The following is a 23488-nucleotide window of genomic DNA, read 5'->3' on the forward strand; positions in this document are numbered from 1 at the left end:
GCTCAGCGGGTTACTCGGGGCGGTCGGCGGCCTCGAGGGCATCGCGGAGCTCATCCTCCGTGGCGGGGTGACCCGGGCCCATGTCCAACAGGGATGTGGGGTTCGTACCCGGCTGGATGTACGGCTTACCGTAGGCTGGCTGGCCATTATCGAAGCGCCAGCCTTCCGAGAGGTCACCGGCATCGTAGGTGCCGTAACCAATGGAGTCCAGGAACTCGCTGACCTGCTTCTTTGCGTCAGCGTCGTTTCCAGCAATCACGAGGGACGTGCGCTGACCGTCACCGGCCGGGCGAGCCAACTCGCCGAGGTGGGCGAAGTTGATGTTGTTGAAAGCCTTCACGACCTTGGCCTCCGGCACCCGATCTTGGAGGATCTGGGAGGTAGTGATCTGGCGCTTATCGAGCTTGTCGATGAAACCATCCCGCTGCTCGTAGTAATTGCTGGTATCGATCACGGTCTTGCCCTTCAACGGCTCTACCGGAATATCGTCCAGGGCACCGAGGGGAACGGTGACCACCACGATGTCGCCAGCTTCGGCGGCTTCCTCGCGGGTGGCTGCGCGAGCCCGCGGCCCGAGCGCTGCCACGATAGGAAGCAGGGTCTTGGGGTCGCGCGAATTGCTCAGAACAACGTTGTGACCAGCCTGAACGGATAGGCGGGCGACGGTGGAGCCAATCAGGCCGGCTCCAATGAAACCAATGGTGCTCATGTATATTCCTCAATTCTCAGACAGCGAGCCCTCAGGTGAACAGTGATGACCGAGGGTCATCGCTAACCACCCTTAACGATCGGCGCTCACTGTGCCGTGGTGGATATGTGGAGGCTTCGGCGTTGCAGAGGTCTCCCTAGGGCAAAGCGCTTGCTTCACCCTGCCCCATACCCAACGGCTGCGGTGCGGGGATTATTCCGGGATGGGTGCGCGGAATAAGCGCTCTGCGGAATGTGTTGAACAGGTGTGGAAAGACGGCTGATGGCGATGACAACACTCCTCTCGCTATCGGCCGCAACGTCTCGCACTATCACCCTCAAGGAGTCTTCTGACATGTCCCTCACACGCAAGGCACTGAGCAAAAACGCTCGCACCAAACTCGCCCAAGCGAAGGATCTCTACCTCGGCGCAGCGCCCAAGGCCACGACCTCCCAGACCGTCGCCCGCCTGGCCTTGGGCGGCATGATGACGTTCGCCGGAGTGTCTCACCTGACGTTCAACCGCGAGGAGTTCCAGGCTCAGGTTCCCGATTGGTTCCCGATGGATGAGGACCCCGTGGTGTTGGGCTCCGGAGTGGCCGAGATTGGTCTGGGTCTGGCGCTGCTCACGCTGCCCCAACACCGCAGGGCCGTGGGTACGGCGTTGGCTGCCTTCTACGCGGCCATTTTCCCGGGCAACATTGCGCAGTATACGGAGCGCAAGAACGGCTTCGGCTTGGATACGGATGGTAAGCGCCTTGGTCGACTGTTCGGCCAGCCCGCGTTGATCGCGGCTGCACTGTGGGCTGGGGGTCTGCCCGAAAAGAAGTAGTTTCTTATGATTACTTCAGGAACCATGTAGCTTCTTGCACAAGGACTCGGGGGTGCTCGGTGGGGTAATAGGGCTAGGCAACGAACCAGCAGCCTATTCACAAATCCATCCGAGCACGTCAATCCCTTTTTTTTGGCCTCACGCGGACAACTAACATTAGGCACACTTTAGTTTAGTAAAGCGTTGCTTAACTTACGGTTGCCTTACTTTAAAAATGTGGATAGCCTGTGACTTCAGCATCCCCACGCCGGGACGCCAACCTGAAACCCATTCCACACAAGATCGAGAGCCGAGGCATGAAGCTATCCAAGATTGCGGCAGTAGTGACCGTCGCAGGCCTGACCCTCACCGCGTGCGGTGACAACAACGGATCTACCAACAACGACGGATCCTCCCAGTCTGCATCGACAGACTCCACGAATTCCGCAAGCAGCGACAAGAAGACAGTCACCGTGGAAGACAACTACGGTGAAGTCACTATCCCTGTCCCAGTTGAACGCGTAGCCTCCACGGACAATCGGACCTTCCAGGTCTTGGAACAGTGGAAAATTCCACTCGTAGCTGCACCGAAGAAGCTCATTCCCAAGACTGTCACGGCATACAACGGGGACGATGTCGCCGACATGGGTATGCACCGCGATCCGAACCTTGAGGCTCTGGTAGCCGCCAAGCCCGATCTCATCATTTCCGGCCAGCGGTTTTCCCAGTACTACGAGGAGATGAAGAAGCTTAATCCCGGGGTTCCCATCGTGGACTTCGAGCCCCGCGACGATAAGGACTTCTTCTCCGAGATGAAGCGTGAGGTCCTCCAGCTGGGCAAGGTCTTTAACAAGGAAAAGGATGCCGACCAACTCGTCAACGACTTCGACAAGGCAGCGGAGCGCGCCAAGAAGGCCTACCAAGACCATGGCGATGGCAAGGACACCGTCATGGCAGTCAACGTCTCCGGTGGCGATATCGGTTACATCGCGCCAGGGGTTGGCCGCACGTTCGGCCCCGTCTTTGATCTGCTGGGGCTCAAGCCGGCCCTCAAGGTAGATAAGCCCTCCAGCAACCACGAAGGCGATGACATCTCGGTGGAGGCCATCGCCGATTCCAACCCGGACTGGATCTTCGTCATGGACCGCGATGGCGCCATCAACGCCGATAAGCCGGACTACAAGGAGGCCTCCAGTGTCATTGCAGATTCCGAGGCTCTCAAGAACGTCACTGCGGTGAAGGACAAGCACCTGGTGTACGCACCAAAGGACACGTACATCAACGAGTCCATCATCACGTACACCACCATCCTCAACAACATTGCCGATGCCTTCAACAATCAGCAGTAAGCAGCACTGATCAGCACTGATGCCTACCATCACAACCACGCCACCGGCCCCGCGCGCTCGCACGCGGGGCCGGTTGGTCACGCCTGGACTTATTGTCGCCACCCTGATCGTCATTGGGCTCCTCGCCCTATCGCTCATGGTCGGCGAGTACGACATTTTCACCGCTAACGGGTTCTCCAAAGACGGCGGCCACATGTTCGCCACCACTCGCGTTCCGCGCACCATCGCGTTGGTCCTCTCCGGCGCGGCAATGGCGATGAGTGGCCTGGTCATGCAGCTGCTCACCCAAAACCGTTTCGTGGAGCCCACAACGACGGGCACCACGGAGTGGGCCAGCTTGGGGTTGTTGCTGTGCATCATCGTCTTCCCACACTCGAGCATCCTGCTGCGCATGGTGGTCGCGGTGGTCTTCTCTTTCATCGGCACGATGGTGTTCTTCGGTTTCCTGCGCAGAGTTAGCCTGCGCCAGTCCCTGGTGGTCCCGATCATCGGCATCATGCTGGGCGCGGTCGTGAGTGCAATCACGACGTTCATCGCTCTCGAAGCCGATGCCCTACAGACCTTGAGCATCTGGTTCCAAGGCAGCTTCACCTCTGTGTATAAGGGTCAGTACGAAGTCCTCTGGGTCGTCCTTGCCGTGGTCGTAGCCGTGGCCATTGGTGCTGATCATTTCACCACGGCCGGTTTGGGCGAGGACATGGCTACGGCGCTGGGCGTGAATTACAACCGCCTGGTCCTCATCGGCACTGGCCTGATCGCACTTGCTACGGGTGTGGTCACGGTGGTCGTCGGAAATCTTCCGTTCTTGGGCCTGATCGTGCCCAATCTCGTGTCGCTCATCCGCGGCGATGATCTTCGCAGCAATCTGCCGTGGGTGTGCTTGACGGGCATTGGCCTGGTCACGGCATGTGATCTGATTGCCCGCACCATCATTTCCCCGTTCGAGATTCCCGTCGCCGTTGTGCTGGGCATGGTTGGCGCCGTGTTCTTCGTGATCATGATTGTGAGGTACTCCCGTGGGCATTAGGTACGGTTCACCTGTTCAATCACCGTCGGCGGTAGTTCCGGCTCCTTCTTCTCGACGCCACACCGGGGCGTTCACCTCACCCTCCTCTGCCCGCCGCTATTGGGTCCTGCTGACAGTGATCGTGGCCGTGGGTTCTGCCTGCGCTTTCGGTCTGTTGGCTTACGGTAACCCGATGCCCGTGGGCTCGGAGGGCTTCTGGCTCATTGCCCAACGGCGTATGAAGGCTGTCATCGCGATCATTCTTGTCGCAGCGTGTCAGGGAATAGCCACGGTCGCCTTCCAGACTGTCACCAATAACCGCATCGTCACCCCATCCATCCTGGGCTTCGAGTCGCTGTACCGAGCCATTCACACCACGATGGTGTTTGCCTTTGGCGCGGCGGGAATCATTGCCACCCAAAACACCCAGTCTTTCTTGCTGCAGCTACTCGTGATGGTTGGCCTGTCCCTTGTGCTGTATTCCTGGCTGCTGGGCAATGGCGCCCGGAACATGCATGCGATGTTGCTGGTGGGCATTGTCATCGGCGGTGGCCTGGGAAGCTTGTCCACGTTTATGCAGCGGTTGCTCACCCCCAGTGAGTTCGACCTGCTCACGGCCCGGTTGTTCGGGTCTGTCAGCAATGCCAACGCTGCGTATTTCCCCGTGGCGATCCCGTTGGTCGCCGTTGGCACCGCTGCGCTGTACGTGCTGTCCCGGCGGTTGAACGTGCTGGCTTTGGGCCGGGAGGCAGCGACGAATCTGGGCGTGAATTACCGCTGGACCGCCATTGGGGTGCTGGTGTTGGTGTCCATCTTGATGGCGACGTCCACAGCCTTAGTCGGCCCCATGACGTTCTTCGGTTTCTTGGTGGCCACGTTGGCGTACCAGTTCTCCGCAACGCACGATCACCGCTTCATTTTTCCGATGGCGTTCGCCCTGGGATTCGCTGTTCTCAGCGGCGCCTACTTCGTCCTTAACCACGTTTTCTACGCGCAAGGCGTGGTGGGTGTCATCATCGAGCTCGTCGGCGGGCTCACGTTCCTCATTGTCATTCTGCGAAAGGGTCGCCTGTGATCACCATTGACCACGTCACGAAAAGCTACGGGGAGTCCACCACGATTGGCCCCGTGGATCTGACCATCCCGGAGGGCGGCATCACCGCGCTGGTGGGGCCGAATGGTGCGGGTAAATCCACGTTGCTCACCATGATCGGGCGCTTGCTGGACATCGACGAGGGCACGATCGAGATCGCGGGCTATGACGTCGCCACGACGAAGTCGAAGGACCTCGCCAAGATCATCTCGATCCTTCGGCAGGATAATCATTTCGTCACGCGGCTCACCGTGCGCCAACTCGTGGGTTTCGGGCGGTTTCCGCACAGTCGTGGTCGTTTGACGCCAGAAGACGAGCGCATCATCAGCGAGACCATCGACTTTTTCGGCCTCCGTGAGCTGGAGGGGCGGTATTTGGATCAGCTCTCGGGTGGCCAGCGCCAACGCGCTTATGTGGCGATGGTGTTGGCGCAGGAGACAGACTATGTGCTGCTCGATGAGCCCCTCAATAATCTGGATATCGCTCATTCGGTGGACATGATGCGGCACCTGCACAGGGCCGCCCGCGAGTTGGGGCGCACGATCATCGTGGTGTTGCACGACATCAACTTCGCCGCTGCGTATGCGGATCAGATTTGCGCTGTTCAGGATGGTTCGGTGATTGCGTATGGAACGCCGCAGGAGATCATGCGACCAGACACTCTAACTCGCATTTTCCGCACCGATATTGAGGTGCTGGATGGTCCACACGGGCCGTTTGCCTACTACTTCTAGCTAGCTGTGCTGCTCACCTGTTCTAGCCGCGTGGGATCCAACCCAGTGTGTTTCCCCTCGTACCGATCGCGCTGGAACCGATCGCGCTGGAACAACTCGGTGGTGTGATTCGTTGGAATGGACATGACTACGCCCATTGATACTCCCCAGACCAGCGAACACGTCACCATCTACGCCACCAAGTGGTGCCCCTTTTGCATCAGGTTAGTCTCCGCGCTGAAAGTCAAGGGTGTTCCCTTCGAGGCGTGGGACGTCGACAAGCACGAGGATCTGGGGGAGTGGGTGAAGTCCGTCAATGAGGGCAATCGTGTCGTTCCCACAGTGCTGTACTCCGACGGCACCCACGCCACGAACCCCAGCAGCGACGAGGTGGAACGCAAGTACGAGGAGCTCGCCCAGTCGTAGGCTCCGGGGCTGTTACTCCAGCTGCTCTCCAACGTGTCGCTTCTTGGCATTGCGGAGCGTGGTCAGGGATTGGCGCGCCTGCTTCCGGGCGGTCTTGATCATAACCAGCCGCTCACGAGCCTCCTGTTCAGCCCTGCGCAGCGCTTCAACGTGCTGCTCTGATTCCTCGATAGCTTGGTCGATGTCGACGGTGTCAATGTCCGCATCGAAAATTTCCTGGGCCGAGTGAATGGCGTCGTTGAGAGCCTCTTCGTCCGCACGGCTGCCTCGCAACTCGGCTTCGATCTGCTGCTCGCCACCGATAGGAACAGCGCGATCGGGCCGCACAACGAAATCCACGATGATGCCCACCACGATGGCCACGGCCGTGGGAATCATCCAGCCCAGCTGAAGGTCATGACCGGGCGACCAGCCGATGAGGGGCGACACATCCGCGCCCATGTCCTCGGCGGTCATGAGGGCCGCCCAGACGGTCACCACGGTCAAGCTGATTCGGAACGCCCAGTGCAGCTTGCGCCCCAGCAGCGGCTCGATGATGGTGATGGCCACCAAGGTAATGGCGATGGGGTAGAGGAACCCGATGATTGGAGCCGCAATGGACAGCACCACGTCGAGGCCGAGCGTGGAGACCACAACGGAAGCCGCGGCAAAGAAGACCGCCCAGGTTCGGTAGGACACGCTGGGGATGATCTTGTGGAAGAACTCGCAGGTGGCGCCGATGAGGCCCGCAGCCGTGGTGAGGCACGCGAGCAGCACAATGCCGCCGAACAGAATCACACCGGGGAAGCCCATGGTGGAGCGTGCCGCATCGGAGAGCAGCGCGGCACCGTCGGTGTAGTTCTCCGAGCCGGGGAAGATCTGGCCGACTAGTCCCAGGCCCACGTAGACGGCTACCAGCACCACACCAGCACCGATAGCGGAGGTTGCCACCCCGCGGACGAGGGAGGGTCCGTAATTAATGCCCTTCTGCCGCAGGGAGTTCAACACCACGATGCCGAACGCCATGGCCGCCAACGAGTCCATGGTCATGTAGCCCTCGATCAGACCAGCTGCCAGCGGGTTATCGGCGTAGTCATCGGAGGCTGCGGGTGGCTCACCCTTGAGGCCGGTAACGGACAGGACGATGAGTACCGTCAGCAGAACGAGCAGCGCCGGGGTGAGGTACTTGCCGAGGCGATCGACAATGCCGGTGGGGTCGAAGGCTAGCGCTAGCGCAATCGAGAAGAAGATGACGGCGAACATGGCGGAGGATACCGGCCCGTCGAACCCGGTCACGGGCGTGACGGCCGAGGAGTAGCTCACCACGGCCGTGCGGGGCAAAGCATAGGCAGCACCGAGTGCGAGGTACACGGCCACCGGAAACGCCAGGCCGAAGATCTTTCCGCCGCGGGCCGCGAGTTCTTGAACGTCCTTGCCCGTGATGGCAACGGCGATGACTGTGATCACCGGTAAGGCCACGCCGGTGATGAGGAAACCGCTGATCGCGGGGGAGAATCCATCCCCCGAGCTGGCTCCCAGAATCGGCGGGAAAATGAGGTTGCCTGCGCCGAAGAACATAGAGAACAGCATGAGCATGGCCACCGCCACGGCTGCTCCCGTGCCCTTCTTCTTCACTGTGGGGGAGGAGGACCCTGAGACGTCAGCAGAGGCGGTTGGGGAGGAGTTGGACACTGGTCGGCGTACCCTTCACGAAAATGTCAGAACTCGATTCATTCTAGAATCATTGAGATTTCCAGCTTCCCAAACCTCCTGTGCGCTGCACAAAACGTCCCTGCCTGCGCTGGCACCTCGCGTGTAGCTGCGTTTGTATCGAGCCTGCATCAGCCATCCGTGAGCCACCGGGGCAGTGGTGACTACAATGCAACCATTGCCCTCACCAACGCAGGTGCAGGTAGACCACAATCACCAGCTCCTAAAAACTCCCTTCTAAAAATCTCAGGAGAAGCTGCCCATGAGCGCGCCCAAAGATCCCGGCACACCGCCGATGCGCACGCTCGCCGAGGTGAATTCCACCATCGACGGTGCGCCACGCACGTCGCGCCTGCGCTCGCTGCTCGCCTTCACCGGCCCCGGGCTCCTCGTCGCAGTGGGATACATGGATCCAGGAAACTGGGTCACGTCCATCCAGAGTGGCGCGCTCTTCGGAAACCTGTTGCTCAGCGTGGTGCTGCTATCCTCCCTCATCGCCATGCTGCTTCAATACATGGCCGCCAAGCTCGGCGTGGTCACCGGCATGGACCTCGCCCAAGCCATGCGCACCAAGACAGGCAAGAAGACCGCCTTTTTCCTGTGGATTATCACCGAACTCGCCATCATGGCCACCGATATTGCTGAAGTCATCGGTTCTGCCATTGCCCTCAATCTGCTCTTCGGCCTCAACCTCACCATCGGCGTGCTCATCACCGTGCTCGATGTGTTCGGGCTTCTCCTCCTCATGCGCCTCGGATTCCGCAAAATCGAAGCCATTGTTGCGGTCCTCATTTTCACCATTATGGGAGTCATGGGGTGGGAAGTTCTTATTTCCCATCCGGATTACGCCTATCTCGCCGAGGGCTTTCTTCCGCATCCCGATATTCTCCACACGTCACAACTGACAATGGCACTGGGAATCATCGGTGCCACCGTCATGCCCCATAATCTTTTCCTCCACTCGGCGATTGTTCAGACGCGGTCGGTAGATCGATCCTCGGTGGCGTCGAAAAAATTTGCCGTGAAATGGGCAACGTGGGATTCCAACATCCAACTGGCCGCCGCATTCCTCGTCAACTGCCTGCTACTCGTCATGGGCGCGGTGATGTTCGCCGGCCAAGAGCCCGGCAGCTTCTCCTCGCTCAATGCGGTCTACAACTCCCTCAAGGACAGCACGGTGGTGGGCAGCGTCGCGTCATCCACCGTGGCGACGTTATTCGCCGTGGCGCTGCTGGCCTCCGGTCAAAACTCAACCATTACCGGCACCATTACCGGCCAGGTGGTCATGGAGGGCTTTATGCACATTCGCCTTCCCATGTGGCTCAGGAGATTAGTCACCCGCGGCCTCGCCGTCATTCCTGTCATCATCTGCACGATCATGTACAACGGTTCGCAAGCAGCGCTGGATACGCTCCTTGTGAACTCACAGGTATTTCTTTCCCTCGCATTGCCATTCGCAATGTTTCCGCTGATAGCGCTCACAGCCAGCAAGCGTGTCATGGGCAGAGAGTTTGCTAACCCCTACTGGGTCACGATTTTGGGACTAGTCTCGGGAGTAGTGCTCACCATTTTGAACGCTCAGCTCATCTGGGGCGTTCTCACGGGGAGTGGCTAAAAACTCAATAAATGCAAGCTCCATTCATTATCTGAACAGTGAACTCACATCCAGAGTTGAAACCCCTGCGCTCGAAAGGAGCCCGTGAATGTCGAAACCAACCGTTGCTGATCAAATGTGGGACATGCTCGCCGAAGCTGGCGTGAAGCGTGTCTACGGCATCGTCGGAGATGCCCTCAACCCCACCATGGATGCACTCTCGCGCCACAAGAACATCGAATTCGTGCACGTCCGCAACGAGGAGTGGGGAGCATTCGCCGCCTCCGCAGACGCACGCATTAGCGAAGGCCCCGTGGCCGTGTGCGGCACCGCCGGCCCCGGCGTAACCCACCTCCTCAACGGCCTCCTCGATGCCAAGCACGAGCGTTCCAAGGTCATCGCCGTCGCCGGAGACGTAGAGACCGAGCTCATCGACACCGAGGCCATCGAGGAAATCAGCCCCTACGACCTATTCCGCACCGCGTCGCTGTACACCGGCCGCGTCGTCAACCGGAAGCAGGCACCGCAGGTGTTCGCCCAGGCCATCAATACGTGCGTAGCCGAGTCCGGCCCCACCGTCATCGCTCTGCCCGGCGACATCGCCTCCCAGGACGCGGAAGATATCCCCACCTACACGCCGGTGCACCACGACCGCGGGTGCATCAACGACAAGGCCCTCGACACGCTCGTGGAGCTCATCGAGGAAGCCAAGCACATCACCATCCTCGGTGGCGATGGCTGCCGCCACAGCGCAGACGATGTCATCGCCCTCGCCCAGAAGCTCGATGCCCCCGTGGGCTACAGCTACAAGGGCAAGCAGTGGCTCGAGCCCGATAACCCCAATGCCGTGGGCATGAGCGGCCTGCTGGGCTACGGCGGATGCTGGGACGCCATGCACAACGCCGATCTGCTCATCATGCTGGGCACGGACTACCCGTTCCCCACCTTCCTGCCCGATCCGGACAAGACCAAGATCGTGCAGATCGACATCAACCCCACCCACATCGGCCGCCGCGTTCCGGTGGTCCTCGGCGCCCACGGCGACGTGGGGGAGACCGCCCGCGCCCTGCTCAAGCGCGTGACACAGCGCGATGACGAAAAGTTCGTCTCCGAGCACGTGGAGACCACCAAGAAGTGGCACGAGAAGCTGCACTCGCTGGTGGAAAACCCCAACAAGGACAAGGCCATCCGCCCCGAGCTCGTCGCCCACCTTGTCAGCGAGCTCGCCGACGACGATGCCATGTTCTTCATGGACACCGGCACGCCCTGCATCTGGAACTCCCGCCACATGATCGCCAAGAAGGGTCAGGTCATGATGGGATCGTTCTCCTGGGCATCCATGGCCAACGCTTCCCCGAACAGCTTCGGCGCGAAGAAGGCCGCCCCGCACCGCCAGTCCATCGCATTCTGTGGCGACGGTGGCTTCTCTATGCTGGGCCTGGGAGACATCATCACGGAGGTGCAGCACAAGACCAACAACGTGCACATCATCTTCAACAACACCCTGCTGGACTTCGTCAACATTGAGCAGCAGGAGGCCGGCCTAGTGCCCTTCGGCACGGATCTGCCCAACCCGAACTACGCCGCCGTGGCCACCGCCCTGGGAGCGACCGGCGAGCGGGTCGAAAAGGTCGAGGATCTGCGCCCCGCCCTGGAACGCGCTCTGAACCACACCGGCGGCCCCGTTGTCCTAGACATCGTGGTGGATAAGTACGCCCTGGCCAAGCCGTCGCACATCCCGCTGGAGACCCTGGAGGGCTTCACGCTCAGCGCGATGAAGCAGTCCACGCACGGCCACCTGGGCGACATCCTCGAGGAGGCCCTCCACAACTGGAAGCTCCTCTGAGCCGACTGAGCCAACCGGGCCAACAGTTGCCCGGTTTCCGGGTTCCCGGCGCACTGTGGCGTGGCACGATGGGTGCATGAGTAGTCATGCACCCACCCCCACCCAGCCCAACGGTCCCCGGAAGATCATCCTCGATTGCGATCCCGGTCACGACGACGCCATAGCCCTCCTCCTCGCCTGGGGCACCCCAGGTGTGGACGTTTGCGCGGTCACCACGGTGGCGGGGAACCAAACCCTCGACAAGGTCACCACTAATGCTCGCGCGCTCGCGCGGGTCGGCGCCATCACCGGCGTACCCTTCGCGGCGGGCGCGGACCGGCCGCTGGTCGCACCGCAAATCATCCCGGAGGAAATCCACGGTGATAGCGGTTTGGATGGTCCGGAATTGCCGGCTGCTGGCGTCGAAAAAGATCAGCGACATGCGGTGAACCTCATCGCAGACATCATCAGAGACCACGAGCCAGGGGAAATCACGATCGTCCCGACGGGTGCGCTGACGAATATTGCGCTGTTCGCTCGGATGTACCCGGAACTGGTGGAGCGGGTCGGCGGGATCACGCTCATGGGTGGAGCGCACCACGCGGGCAACATGACGCCCGCAGCGGAATTCAACATTCTGGCGGACCCAGAGGCGGCGAAGATCGTCTTCGAAGCCGGTTGGCCCGTGACGATGGTGGGGCTGGACGTGACCCACAAGGTGCTGGCGACCCCAGACCGGATGGAGCAGCTTAAGGCTGTGGGCACGGACGTGGCGCAGTTCATCGCGGAGCTCGTGGAGTTCTTCGGCGCGGCCTACATGAAGGAGCGCCACTACCCCGGGCCGCCGATGCACGACCCGCTAGCCGTGGCGGCGGTGGCTGACCCGAGTGTGGTGCGGACCGTGCGCGCCCCCGTGTATGTGGAGACGCAGGGGCTGCACGCGCGCGGGCAAACCATCGTTGACCTGCGGCGCACGTGGAATAGCCAAGGCGGAGGCGTGGATCCCACAGCGTTGGGGATCGCGGATGATTCGGATGCGGCTGAGGGCGCTGACGGTGCTGAGGGCGCTGAGGCCATCCCGCCGCACTGGGTGGCCGTGGACGTGGACGCCGACAAGTTCTGGGATCTCCTCATCGATGCGCTGACGCGTATTGGGAATACCGGCTTCGCGAACTAAAGTCCCCACACGGACCGCTCGCGAGGGCGCTCAGCTAAGCAACGGGGTCCTCAGCTGGCCATGTCGAATTACACCTCTGCCACGGAATCCCACGGAATCCCACGGAATCCGAAGAAATCCCGAGAAATCCCAAGGAATCACCGGATGAACTCCCCAGCCCCCACCGGGCGCCCTACTTCCCCAGACCCCATCGATAGCCGCAAGGGCGGCATACCGTTGCTCATGGCGGTGCTCATTACCGCCGCGATCGCATTCCAGCTCAATGCCTCCATGCTCTCGCCGGTGCTGCGCACCATGGCCCAGGAGCTGGGTACCGACGAGGCCGCCAGCGGTCTCACCCAGACCGCCTTCTTCACCGCCGGTGCGATGTGCGGGCTGTTCCTGCCGCGACTGTCCGACATCGTGGGGCGGCGGCGCATCCTCGTCATCATGATGGCAGTGATGTCCCTCGGCGGGCTCGTGGCCGCCCTGGCACCCAACATTGGTGTGCTCATGGTCGCCCGCGCCATGCAGGGCATCGCCGGGCCCACGATCCCGCTGTGCCTCATCATCCTGCGCTCGCAGGTCAAGCAGGAGGTGCGCCTGGGCACACTCATGGGCCTACTCGCGGCCGTCAACGGCGGCGTGGCGGGCATCGATGCCATCCTCGCCGGCTGGCTCGCAGAACACTACGGTTTCCGCGCGGTGTTCTGGTTCATCGCCGTCATCGGCGCCATCGCCACCGCCGCCGTGGTGGCGTGGGCACCGGAATCCAAGCCGTCGAATAACGTCCGCATGGACTGGGTCGGCGCGGCCACGCTGGTGGTGTCCGTGCTCTCTGTCACCCTGGCCGTCAACGAGGCCGGCAAGTCCGCCGCGGCGAACTGGCCGCTCGTCGCCATCGAGGTGGTTATCGGTCTGGCCATGTTCTGGGTGTTCTGGACGTACGAGAACAAGCAGTCGCAGCCCCTGGTCGCCCCGAAGTACCTCGCCCGACGCCACACCTGGGCCCTCCTGCTCACCACCGTGCTGACCATGACCGGCGTGTTCGCCGCCGTCAACGGTGTGGCCATCTCCCTGGCACAGAACAAAACCGCAGGCTTCGGCCTGGACGCAGACTTCGCATCCCTCATCCTGCTCACCCCCTACGCCCTGGTTGGCTGGGCAGTCGGCCCGTTCGCCGGTCGCTGGGCGCCCCGGATCGGCTACACGCGCCTGATCCGCCTGAGCAACATCGCCTCTGCCGTGCTGCTGCTGGGCCTGGCGTTCGTGGGCGTGCACTCCAAGGCAGTGCTCATCATCGCCGTGATCCTGCTGGGTGTGACGTACGCGGGCATCACCAACATCGTGCTCAACAACCTCGGCGTAGTGAACTCGCCGAAGGATAACGAGGGCTTTTTGCCCGGCATGAACTCCGCTGCCTTTAACCTAGGTGCAGGAATGTCCTTCGCGGTGCTGCCGGTGTTCATGGTCGCCGGCTCGCCGGAGGGCTCCACGTCCACGGGCGGCTACACCACCGCCTTCATCGTCGGCGCCGTCATCATCGGCGTCGCCGTGCTCACCAGCCTCCTCATCCCGCGGACCACCACCGCTGAGGAAGACGGCGACATCGTCGAAGAACCTGCGGACACAGCCCACACCCCGTCCCACACCCCAACGACCAAGCGCTAACTCACTCCCCGCCACCCCCACCCAGCGCTCCCCGAGGAGGCCCCCATGGCACCGACACCCGCAGCCAAGCGGTCATCGCAGCCCGGCCCGCTGCGCAAGCTGCTGAACTATCGCCCCGATTTCCTCATCGTCGCGATCCTCACCGCCGTCGTGGTGGCTCTCCTCTTCCCCGTCCGCGGCCAGGCCGCCGACGTCGCCGACGTCATCACGAAGCTCGCCATCGCCTTCCTCTTCTTCCTCTACGGCGCGCGCCTAGCACCCAAGGAAGCGCTCAAGGGCCTCATGCAGTGGAAGCTCCACCTGGTGATCCTGGCCTTCACCTTCCTCATCTACCCCCTCCTCGGGCTGGCCCTCACACCGCTGAAATTCCTCATCGGTGAGCCGCTCTATCTGGGCATTCTCTACCTCACACTCGTCCCGTCCACGGTCCAGTCGTCAGTCGCGTTCACGAGCATCGCCCGGGGACACGTAGCGGCGTCGATCGTGGCGGCTAGTGTGTCCAGCCTGCTCGGTGTGTTTCTCACGCCCCTTCTCGTGTTGCTATTGATGTCTCATTCCGGGGGTCTTCACATCGACGCCACAACCTTCCTCGACATCGGCGTGCAACTGTTGCTGCCGTTTGCGCTGGGCCAGTTGCTGCGCCGCTGGGTGGTGAACTTCGCGAAAAGCCCGGCGACGAAGAAGGTGGACCAGATCTCCATTGCGCTGGTGGTCTACGTGAGCTTCTCCGACGGCGTGGTCTCCGGCGTGTGGAGCCGCGTGAGCTGGGTGGCCATCGTGGGGCTGCTGCTGGGATCCGTGGTGGCGGTGTATTTCATGCTGTGGCTGACCAGTGTGCTGTCGCGCAAGGCCGGGTTCAACTATGCGGATCAGGTGGCGATTCAGTTCGCTGGCACGAAGAAATCACTGGCGGCGGGGTTGCCGATGGCGGCGGTGCTGTTCGGCGGGGCGAGCTTGGGGATGATGATCCTGCCGCTGATGATCTTCCACCAGGTGCAGTTGATCATCTGCTCGCTGCGCGCAAGTGCGTATGCGCGGAAGTACGAGGAAGCCCCGGAGGCTGCGCGGACCTGGTAGCGGGGGCGTGCGGGGCGGTTTACGGGGCGTTCAGTTCGCGGGGGGCGCAGGGCCGTAGCTTTCGGGGCCGCAGGACGCCGCAGGACGCCGCAGAACTAGGTGCGCTTGGCGTACCCCATGCGAGGGCGGAAGCCGGCGGGGTGCTTGGCCTGCGCTGCGGCGTCTGCGATGACGAGGCGGAAGCGGGGCTGCATGGGCGGCAGCTGGCTGATGGGGAACCAGCCGACATCCACGGATTCATCGTCGGCGACGCGGGGTGTGTCGTCGGCGTCATCTACGACGCTGCAGCGCATGGTGGTGTCCATGTAGCTGGTGACATCACCGTTCGGATACTCCACCGGCCCCACCTGGCCGACGCCCAACAGCGCCTCCACCTGCACGTTCAACCCGGTTTCCTCTAGTACCTCGCGGACGGCGGCGTGGTGCGGCTCTTCGCGGGGATCCACGATGCCGGTGACCGGGGTCCACTGCTGATTGTCGGCGCGCTTGACCAGCAAGACCTCGGGGACCGCCCAGATCGGCGCGTCTGCTGGTGGTTGCTTGAGCACAATTGCCGTGACGCCGGGGAGCCACAGCTCATCGTGGCCGATGCGTTCGCGGAGGGTGAGGATGAACTCGGGGGTTGGCATGGTTCTCACACTACCGCGCACCTTCCGCCCCGCGGCATCGCTGCTCACCCACGCGATCCATCAGCGTGCGTCGCCATCAACACCGTCCGGCACACCCCCCGCATTCCCCCTCGACGGCAGCTTCACTGCTTCGTACCCCGACTGGCACCACCCCTTCTGGGGCTTCACGTGTGACAATGTTGTGTTTTGACGATTTGGCCTTTCTAAAACCCCAGGTGGTCAAATGTGCTACCTCGCAAAACACGGCATTCGCACATCCAGAGCGCTGCGCTAGAACACCACGTTCACCAAAACCGCGTAGAACACCGTGCCCAACAGGATCGATAGCGTGGCCGAGCGCCGCCATACATGCAGCGCCACGGTGAAAACCAACGCGATCATCACGGGGACGAAACCAGTGGGAGAATCGCCGCCTTCAATCACCGTGTACAGCACGAGAATCGCCATGACGCCCACTGGCATCGACAGACCCAGCCACGCAACCAAGCGCGATTCCCGGAAAAAGCGCAGTGCCGCGAACGGCAAGGCACGCAGCCCCACGGTGACGAGGAAAATGGCGAACAGGATCGCTAGGGTCGGCCCGAGCTCCACGCCGTCGGGAAGTCCGGCGCTGGCCAGGGTGGTGCCCGGGGCGGTGGTGCCTGGGACGGTGGTGGCCGAGGCGACAGCGGCGGCAGCGGCGGCAGCGTGATGGATCACTGGGACTCCTCCTCTGTGCCAGAAGCATCAGCCGTGCCAGCACCAACCGGCCGCGCCCCCACGCGCCACGTCAGCGCCTTATTCACCGGCGGCACGAAGAACCGCACCACCAGCAGCGCAAAGTACAGCGTCATGCCGACCATCAGCACGTTGTCCGGCGCGATCCACCACGCCACCAGCCCCAGCACCACAGCGCTCAGCGGCAGCGACAGGTCCCGGTTCGCCGCAAACGCCTCAATCATCAGCACGGTAAACAACGCCGTCAGGGCGAATTCCATCCCCACCAGCGTAAATGGCAGCGCCGAGCCGAACAGCGCACCCAGCACGCCGCCGCCGACCCACCCGGCCTGCAGCAGCGCTTGGATCGTGATGACGCGCGCGGTCGTCCAGTTCGCGTCGGCTCGCGCCGAGACAATCGCGTACGTCTCGTCCGTCAGCGCATACGCCCCGTATGCCTTCGCGAGCCAGCCCTTCACGCGATCCATCGGATAGTTGAGTGCGTAGAAAATGTGCCGGAAGTTCACCAGCAGTCCGTACAGCGCCGCAGACAATGGCGCCGCTCCACCCGTGACCAGGCTGATCGCTAGGAACTCCATCGAGCCAGCGTAAATCACCAGCGAAAACACCGGCGCCCAGTACCACGCAAACCCGATCTGCGTGATGAGTAGCCCAAATGCCAGTCCGAGTGGCACCATGCCTAGCGCGACCGGCCAGGCGTCGCCTATACCGGCTGTGACCTGCCTCTTCACCCTAGTTGCGCTCCGGGTTCGTCGCCCACGTGACAAACAGGTTCTCGGGGAAAGGCCGCCGCTTCATCAGCTGGCGCCAGGTCTCTGCAGGCTTTGCAGTAAAGACATCGTCAGGTGTTGCATGTTCGACGCCAACAAGCCCGCACTCCACCCACTTGTTTACTTGTGCGTGCGATACAGAAACGTAGCTGTGGAACAGGCGCATGCCCTGCAACCGGGATCCGTCACTGCTGCCGGTCGCGGCGGCTACCTGGTCCTCGACGCTGGGCGCTCCCTCTCCGGTGTGGATGAGGAGGAAACGGTTGTCCGGCCCGAAGCGCGACGGGTGCGAAGGCTGCAGAGTCTGCAATGCGGCAGCCGCGGGGTTGTCCGAGGCTGCCGGTTCCGGGGTCAGCAGCGCCACGGCCAGTACCACTGGTTCGCGGTGGCCGCCGATGAAGAACACCTTCGGCTTCGTGAGCTTGTCGGCAAGGTGGGGTAGGTGGTTGGCGACGGCTTCGGTGCTCATCAAGCCGAGCTGCACGGCCACGATGCCCGGGCCCTCACCCTCGTCGTTGGCATCTTGATCCGTCTGGAGCACGAGCAGGGCCTCGGCGCCGGGGCGCCCCGGTTGGTTGAGCTGGCCCGGTTCGGCGGAAAACGCCGCGATGAAGCTTTCCTCCGCGTCTTGTGGGATGTACCGGGTGGCCGCCAAGTTCATGGAATCGGCGACGACCTGCGGGGACTGGAAGATGATGTCTCCCGCCCGAACGGCAGTGGCGGCCTTGTCTGCACTGTCTGCACTGTCACTCATTGGTGCCCATCCTCCTTCTGCGTATTCGTCTTCGCGTCCGCGCCAGCACCGGACTGCTGCTCAGCCCACCACTTCTTCAACTCTGCCACGGCCTCATCCCGATCCAGCGGACCGCGGTCGAGGCGCAGCTCCTTGAGGAAACTCCAGGCCTTACCCACCTGCGGGCCCGGCGGCAGGTCGAGGATCGTCATGATCTCGTTGCCATCCAGGTCTGGGCGCACGGCCGCCAGATCCTCCTGTTCCTGCAGGTAGGCGATGCGCTCTTCCAGTTGATCGTACGTCTGCTGCAGCCGCTGTGCCTTCCTTTTATTCCGGGTCGTGCAATCCGCACGCACCAGGACGTGGAGGAGGGGGAGGAGGCTGCCGGCGTCGTTAACATAACGACGGACCGCCGAGTCAGTCCACGTGGACTCTCCAGCGGGCTTCGAGCCATCACCACGCGGGGCGTCCTGGCGCGGGCCGCTGCCCTGGTCCATGGAATAACCGTGGAAGCGCATGTGGAGGAACACCAGCTGGCTGATGTCCTGAACGTGCTGCTTGGAAAACTTCAACTTCCGCAGGCGCTTGCGGGTCATCTTCGCACCCACCACGTCGTGCTGGTAGAACGTCACCGCGCCCGAATCGGTAAACGCCCTGGTAGCGGGCTTGCCGATGTCGTGCATCAAGGCGGCCCAGCGCAATTCCAGGTTGGGCTCCAGCCCGCGCTGCGCCTCCAACTCCACCGCGTTGCGGAGCACCTTCAGCGAGTGCCAGTAGACGTCCTTGTGCTGCCGGTGCTCATCCTGAGTGAGCTTGAGGGCGGGCAGCTCCGGCAGCACGTGGTCGGCCAAGCCGGTGCGAACCATGAGATCCAGGCCCTCCCACGGGGCCACGCCGAGCATCATTTTGTTGAGCTCCACGGCCACGCGCTCCACGGTGATGCGGGTGATCTGGTCGCTCATCTCCACCATGGCCTGCTGCACGCGGGGAGCCACCGCGAACTCCAACTGCGAGACAAACCGGCAGGCCCGAAGCATGCGCAGCGGGTCGTCGCGGAAACTGATCTCCGGCGCATCCGGGGTGTCCAGCACGCCAGCCACGACATCGTGCAGCCCGTTCAGCGGATCGCGGAACTCGTGCTCGCCGGTGGGGGAGAGCTCCAGGGCGATGGCGTTGGCGCGGAAGTCGCGGCGGATGAGGTCGCCATCGAGGCTGTCGCCGAAGGTAACCTCCGGGTTGCGGGATTGGCCATCGTAAGAATCGGCACGGAAGGTCGTGATCTCCAGGATCATGCCGTGCACCATGGCCGAGACCGTGCCGTACTCAATGCCGGTGTCCCATACCGTCTCCGCCAGGGGAGTGATGATCTCCACGATCTGCTCCGGGCGGGCATCGGTGGTGAAGTCGAGATCGTGCGACAGGCGGTCCAGCAAGGCATCACGGACCGAGCCACCGACGAGATAGATGGAATGCCCGGCCTGCGCGAAGGCGGTGGCTAGCGGCAGCAGTTGATCGTCCAGTCCGCGGAGGGTCTGCCACGCTGCGGCCAGCATGGCGTGCTCAGATCGCTCCGGTGCCGCAGTGACCGAGGAGGCTTGGGCGGGCTGGGGCTTAACTGGGTTTTCCTGCGGAGTAGTCACGTGTGGAGATTCTACTAGGTGCGATCGGTTCCACTTTGCCCGCAGCACAGACTATCGTTATCAGAATGAGTAAGGACGAAAGCACCGGAGACGGACAGCGCCGTCGTCGGCGCCGTCGGTCCAACAAAAACGCGAAGAATAACGCAAACAACAACTCGAAGAGCAACGCAAAAGACAGCGCCAAGAACAATTCCACGGGCTCGTCCCGCTCCAACTCCCGCTCTCACTCGCGTTCCACTTCCCGCTCGAACGCCCGCTCGAACTCTCGGCCCAACTCGCGGTCCAACCAGCGCCCCAACTCCCGCCGCCACACCAATGCGTCCTCGCGGTCGGGCAGCAACCAGGCAGCCGTCTCCGTATCCGGGCCGAATGCCCGGCGCTCCCCGGCGCGGTCACTGTCCCACTTCGACAAAGACTCGGACCTGCCCACCAGCATCGAAACATCCGCCGGAGGCTTGGTCCTTTCGGGCCTCGCGGAGGCTGTGCAGCCGGACGGTTCGGTGGATCTTTCCACCATCTATGTGGCCCTCATCGGCCGCCTGGATCGCCGCGGGCGCCTGCTGTGGTCCATGCCCAAGGGGCACATCGAGCCGGACGAATCCCAGCACGCCACCGCCGAGCGCGAGGTATGGGAGGAGACCGGCATCGCCGGTGAAGTCATCGGCGACCTGGGCACCATCGACTACTGGTTTGTCTCGGAGGGCATCCGCATCCACAAGACCGTGCACCACCACCTGCTGCGCTACGTGGACGGCGACCTCAACGACGAAGACCCAGAAGTCACCGAGGTGCACTGGCTGCCGGTCAACCAGCTCATGGAGCGCCTGGCCTACGCCGACGAACGCCGCCTCGCCCGCCAGGCCTTCGATTCTCTGCCGGATTACGCCCGCGCTGAGGCCGTGGCAGGGAGGTTCACTCCCCGCTGACGCCACCCACGAGTCCACCCAGTAATCCGCCCGAAAAGCAGGTACAACGGTAAGTGTCATGGCACGCTCCCTAGGATCTCAGCGCCGCGCCCCGCAGCGCACACCGCGCACACTGCGCACCCAGCGCAACCAGCGCTCCCGCACGAGCATCACTGTGCGCAGCACCGGCCCCCGCCGCGCCTCTCGCGCGCTCGTGGCCAGCTTCGCCACGGTCGGCCTCACCGGCCTCACCACCATCGCCGTGCCTACGATTGTGCCCTCGATCCTGCCCACCGCCTCCGCCGCCACACCAACGAACCAACCCGCCGGCCTCGGCGTGTCCGTCTCCACATTCCCCTACAACCCCACCTCGGACACCGGCGCCGCGCAGTGGTCCAACCCCAACGCGCGCTCTACCGACCCGCAACAGTCCGTCACCGTGGAAGTCCTCTCGGCAACCCCCACCGTCGTCACCACGGACTCCAGCCACGTCAGCTACTCCCTGCGCATCACCAACAACCGCCTCGATCCCATCAGCGACCTCTCCCTGCGCCTGTTCTACGCCAACCCCGCCACGACCGGCCCCACGATCCGCCTGTCACAGCTCACCAACCAAGGCGAATTCCCGTTCTCCAGCAACCTTGACAAGCTCTCCGGTACCATCGACCCAGGCCAATCGCGCGACGTCACCGTCTCCATTCCTCTCGATCCTTCTTTTTCCGACGCCACAACGCTGGCCCTGCCCGCACCCGGCATATCGGGTGTTGGCGCCCATCCGCTGCTGTTCAGCCTCTCCGGTACTCCCCGGGACCAGGGCGGTAGCCAGCTCCTCGGGGTGACTCGGGCGACGTTGTCGCTGGTGGCGTCAAAAAAAGAAAAACAAGACCAGCAAGGACAGGCGGATCAGAAGCTACCCACGCCCGTGACGGTGATCTACCCGCTCGCGGCGGAGACGAACAGCACTGCGGGTGCCACGGGCGACGCCCCACAGCGCGCGCCGCTGTACCTCAGCAACGAGGAGCTCGCCGACCAGCTGCGGCCCGGCGGTCGGCTGCGCGACCTGCTCGATGCGTACCGGGACGCAGTCGCGAAGCCAGATGGCGCCAAGCTGCGCCAGGCGACATGCATCGGGATCGACCCGGAGCTGCTCGACACGGTCGACCGGATGGCCGGTGGCTACACGGTGGGCACGGAGATCCCGGACTCGGTGGAGGAACCGAAGCGACTGCGCGACTCGTGGGGGGAGATCCTCGGCCGCGATAAGCCGAAAACTTCACCGGGGCAGGGAGCGGACGTGGCGGCGGCGTGGCTCGCCGACCTGCGCAGCCTCGTGGAAAACAACTGCTCGGTGGCGCTGCCGTACGCCGGAGCGGACATCAACACCCTGGCCGGGGCGAATAACGAGTGGCTGAGCGTGCTGGCCTACGGGCTGGGATCGGCCACGCTGGAGCGGGTGCTCGGGCAGGTGCCGATGAAGAACGTGGTGATCCCCGGCGGCGGGTATGTCACCGAGCAGGCCGTGCCGTTGCTGGCTGCGGGTGCCAGCGGGGGAGTAGACGAGAACGCGTCCAAGCGATTCGAGGCGACGGTGGCCGCGCAGTCGGCGTTGCCGACCCTGGGCGATGGTTCGGAGGTGACCACGCTGGTAGCGGATAACACCGTGCAGGTGACCACGCCGGGCAGTGGTACGGCTGATGACTCCGGTGACGGCGGCGCAGGCAACGGTGGGGTAGGCAACGGTGGCGCAGCTAGCCAGCGCCCCAACGACCTCGTCGCCATCGCCAACGGCACCCGCGCCCTGACCTATTCCGCGGACCTCGGAGCCGCGCTCATGGCCACCGGCACGCAGCCGCAGGTCGCGCCGTTTTCCAACCCCGACCTGCGCTACACCATGGAGCAAGATAGCCCGGCCAGCCGCATGAGCAACGCCGTGGCCGTCCTCGACCAGCAGGTCTCCTCCGGCACGCCCGTGGTGGCGGTGCCCCCGGCGCTGTGGAGCGTGTCGAAGCAGGGCGCAACGACATTCCTCGATACGGTCGCGGCGCACTTCGCTGACGATTCGGCCACGCCGCGCCCTCTGTCCGCCGCCGTGAGCTCCCCGCCGGAGGGCGTGACGCTGCCGCAGGGCACCACGCTCGATCCGTACTCCGATGTGGGCGAGGCCAGCCCCGAGTTCGTGCGCGCCATCGGTGATGTTTCCCGCCAGGTGCGCGACCTCACGCTGCTCATGCGCAACGACCCGGCCATTGCCGTGACGCGGGAGGTCTACACGCGCCCGCTGTTCTCGGACGTGCTGCATGCCGCGTCGTCGTACCGCACACGGGTGCGGTCGCTATACGTTGCGTCGCGCCAGGCCGCCATTAACCGCCTGGACACGGTCGCCACAGTGGTGAGGAATCTGCGGTCCTCCATTGCGTTGTTGCCACCGGGCAATGTGTTCACGCGGACCTCGGACTCCTCCCCGCTGCTCGTGGTGGCGCGCAACGGCTTGCCGCTGCCGGTACCCGCGCAAGTTGATTATCATTCCGACGCCACCACGCCGGTCACCGTCACCCTCCCCGAGGAGGTGCAGTTGATTCCGGCAAAGGGGTCCATCACCTTGTCCCTGACCACGGACATGCAGGATCCTTCAGGTACCACGGACTTGAGCTTGTGGCTGGCCGCCCCGCCCGGGTCGGAAGAGGCCCGGGATCTCGCGGAGTCCGCAGGCGCTGCCAATGATCAGTTGGCGGAAGCCGACGCTCCCCGCGGCAGCCTGTCCCCGGATCAGGATCCCACGCGCATCTCCGCGCCCGTGGAGCTGCGTGTGCAATCAGTTCCGGGCATGTCTGGATTGTCCATTGCGGCGATTGTAGGCGGATTGGCGCTCATTGCTGTGGCCGGAAAAATTGTGTGGTCCAGGCGGAGTGGTTCCTCGTCGCGGCGGTTAAAGCGCCTTAATCGCTAAACCCCTTAATTATTGTTTTTCGCACCGCACAGCGCTGAATGCTCAAAACT

General features: G+C 63.1%; 20 protein-coding genes. 13 read left to right on the plus strand and 7 right to left on the minus strand.

The features are described 5' to 3' along the window. Window positions 1-10 precede the first annotated feature (10 nt). Window positions 11-709: an NADPH-dependent F420 reductase gene (locus LA343_RS01835; protein ID WP_025403852.1), complete on the minus strand. Its 699-nt coding sequence runs from the start codon at window positions 707-709 to the stop codon at window positions 11-13. A gap of 462 nt (window positions 710-1171) precedes the next feature. On the opposite strand from LA343_RS01835, the gene LA343_RS01840 reads away from it, so the two are divergent. The 6 genes from LA343_RS01840 (at window position 1172) to LA343_RS01865 (ending at window position 6085) form a co-directional block, all read left to right on the plus strand. Then, on the plus strand, window positions 1172-1519 hold the full coding sequence (locus LA343_RS01840) for a DoxX family protein (RefSeq protein WP_220473224.1): 348 nt from the start codon (window positions 1172-1174) through the stop codon (window positions 1517-1519). Between the two features lie 296 nt (window positions 1520-1815). Further along, window positions 1816-2847, plus strand: a complete 1032-nt coding sequence (locus LA343_RS01845; RefSeq protein ID WP_039911003.1) for a siderophore ABC transporter substrate-binding protein — start codon at window positions 1816-1818, stop codon at window positions 2845-2847. Between the two features lie 19 nt (window positions 2848-2866). After that, window positions 2867-3874: an ABC transporter permease gene (locus LA343_RS01850; RefSeq protein ID WP_025403855.1), complete on the plus strand. Its 1008-nt coding sequence runs from the start codon at window positions 2867-2869 to the stop codon at window positions 3872-3874. After that, the gene (locus LA343_RS01855; protein WP_039911752.1) at window positions 3870-4928 is read left to right on the plus strand and encodes an iron chelate uptake ABC transporter family permease subunit; all 1059 of its coding nucleotides are present in this window, start codon (window positions 3870-3872) and stop codon (window positions 4926-4928) included. The genes LA343_RS01850 and LA343_RS01855 overlap by 5 nt, the downstream gene beginning before the upstream one ends. Then, window positions 4925-5680 carry an iron ABC transporter ATP-binding protein gene (locus tag LA343_RS01860; protein ID WP_025403857.1) on the plus strand — a complete coding sequence of 252 codons (756 nt, stop codon included), beginning with the start codon at window positions 4925-4927 and terminating at the stop codon, window positions 5678-5680. Before LA343_RS01855 ends, LA343_RS01860 begins: the two co-directional genes overlap by 4 nt. Before the next feature lie 123 nt (window positions 5681-5803). Beyond that, window positions 5804-6085: a mycoredoxin gene (locus LA343_RS01865; protein WP_025403858.1), complete on the plus strand. Its 282-nt coding sequence runs from the start codon at window positions 5804-5806 to the stop codon at window positions 6083-6085. Window positions 6086-6097: 12 nt separating this feature from the next. On the opposite strand, the gene brnQ is transcribed toward LA343_RS01865, so the two are convergent. Next, window positions 6098-7756 carry a branched-chain amino acid transport system II carrier protein gene (gene brnQ, locus LA343_RS01870; RefSeq protein ID WP_025403859.1) on the minus strand — a complete coding sequence of 553 codons (1659 nt, stop codon included), beginning with the start codon at window positions 7754-7756 and terminating at the stop codon, window positions 6098-6100. A 280-nt stretch (window positions 7757-8036) separates the two neighbouring features. On the opposite strand from brnQ, the gene LA343_RS01875 reads away from it, so the two are divergent. The 5 genes from LA343_RS01875 (at window position 8037) to LA343_RS01895 (ending at window position 15097) form a co-directional block, all read left to right on the plus strand. Continuing rightward, entirely contained in the window at window positions 8037-9389 is a 1353-nt protein-coding gene (locus LA343_RS01875; RefSeq protein ID WP_025403860.1) for an Nramp family divalent metal transporter, read from the plus strand. Window positions 9390-9477: 88 nt separating this feature from the next. After that, window positions 9478-11214, plus strand: coding sequence for a thiamine pyrophosphate-dependent enzyme (locus tag LA343_RS01880; RefSeq protein WP_025403861.1), 1737 nt, complete (start codon window positions 9478-9480; stop codon window positions 11212-11214). Between the two features lie 76 nt (window positions 11215-11290). Further along, complete coding sequence (locus LA343_RS01885; RefSeq protein WP_025403862.1) at window positions 11291-12370, plus strand: nucleoside hydrolase; 1080 nt, start codon at window positions 11291-11293, stop codon at window positions 12368-12370. Between the two features lie 144 nt (window positions 12371-12514). Next, a complete protein-coding gene (locus tag LA343_RS01890; protein ID WP_052337602.1) occupies window positions 12515-14020 on the plus strand; it encodes an MFS transporter in 1506 nt (501 codons plus the stop codon). Window positions 14021-14065: 45 nt separating this feature from the next. After that, window positions 14066-15097 (plus strand): bile acid:sodium symporter family protein, encoded by a 1032-nt coding sequence (locus LA343_RS01895; protein ID WP_052337603.1) that lies wholly within the window; start codon window positions 14066-14068, stop codon window positions 15095-15097. 95 nt (window positions 15098-15192) lie between these two features. On the opposite strand, the gene LA343_RS01900 is transcribed toward LA343_RS01895, so the two are convergent. From LA343_RS01900 to LA343_RS01920, 5 genes are all read right to left on the minus strand, one after another. Then, window positions 15193-15726: an NUDIX hydrolase gene (locus LA343_RS01900; protein ID WP_025403865.1), complete on the minus strand. Its 534-nt coding sequence runs from the start codon at window positions 15724-15726 to the stop codon at window positions 15193-15195. Window positions 15727-15996: 270 nt separating this feature from the next. Then, entirely contained in the window at window positions 15997-16425 is a 429-nt protein-coding gene (locus tag LA343_RS01905) for a branched-chain amino acid transporter permease (protein ID WP_396021867.1), read from the minus strand. Further along, a complete protein-coding gene (locus tag LA343_RS01910) occupies window positions 16422-17174 on the minus strand; it encodes an AzlC family ABC transporter permease (RefSeq protein ID WP_025403867.1) in 753 nt (250 codons plus the stop codon). Before LA343_RS01910 ends, LA343_RS01905 begins: the two co-directional genes overlap by 4 nt. A gap of 1 nt (window position 17175) precedes the next feature. Further along, a complete protein-coding gene (locus LA343_RS01915; protein WP_025403868.1) occupies window positions 17176-17967 on the minus strand; it encodes a hypothetical protein in 792 nt (263 codons plus the stop codon). After that, the gene (locus tag LA343_RS01920) at window positions 17964-19499 is read right to left on the minus strand and encodes a CCA tRNA nucleotidyltransferase (RefSeq protein WP_025403869.1); all 1536 of its coding nucleotides are present in this window, start codon (window positions 19497-19499) and stop codon (window positions 17964-17966) included. Before LA343_RS01920 ends, LA343_RS01915 begins: the two co-directional genes overlap by 4 nt. Before the next feature lie 152 nt (window positions 19500-19651). Between LA343_RS01920 and LA343_RS01925 the strand changes: the two genes are divergently transcribed. Beyond that, on the plus strand, window positions 19652-20512 hold the full coding sequence (locus tag LA343_RS01925; protein ID WP_025403870.1) for an NUDIX hydrolase: 861 nt from the start codon (window positions 19652-19654) through the stop codon (window positions 20510-20512). Window positions 20513-20570: 58 nt separating this feature from the next. Then, a complete protein-coding gene (locus LA343_RS01930) occupies window positions 20571-23438 on the plus strand; it encodes a hypothetical protein (RefSeq protein ID WP_025403871.1) in 2868 nt (955 codons plus the stop codon). Window positions 23439-23488 lie beyond the last annotated feature (50 nt).

Origin of the sequence: Corynebacterium falsenii (assembly GCF_020099275.1) — a bacterium.
In the GTDB taxonomy this organism is placed as follows: Bacteria; Actinomycetota; Actinomycetes; order Mycobacteriales; family Mycobacteriaceae; genus Corynebacterium; species Corynebacterium falsenii.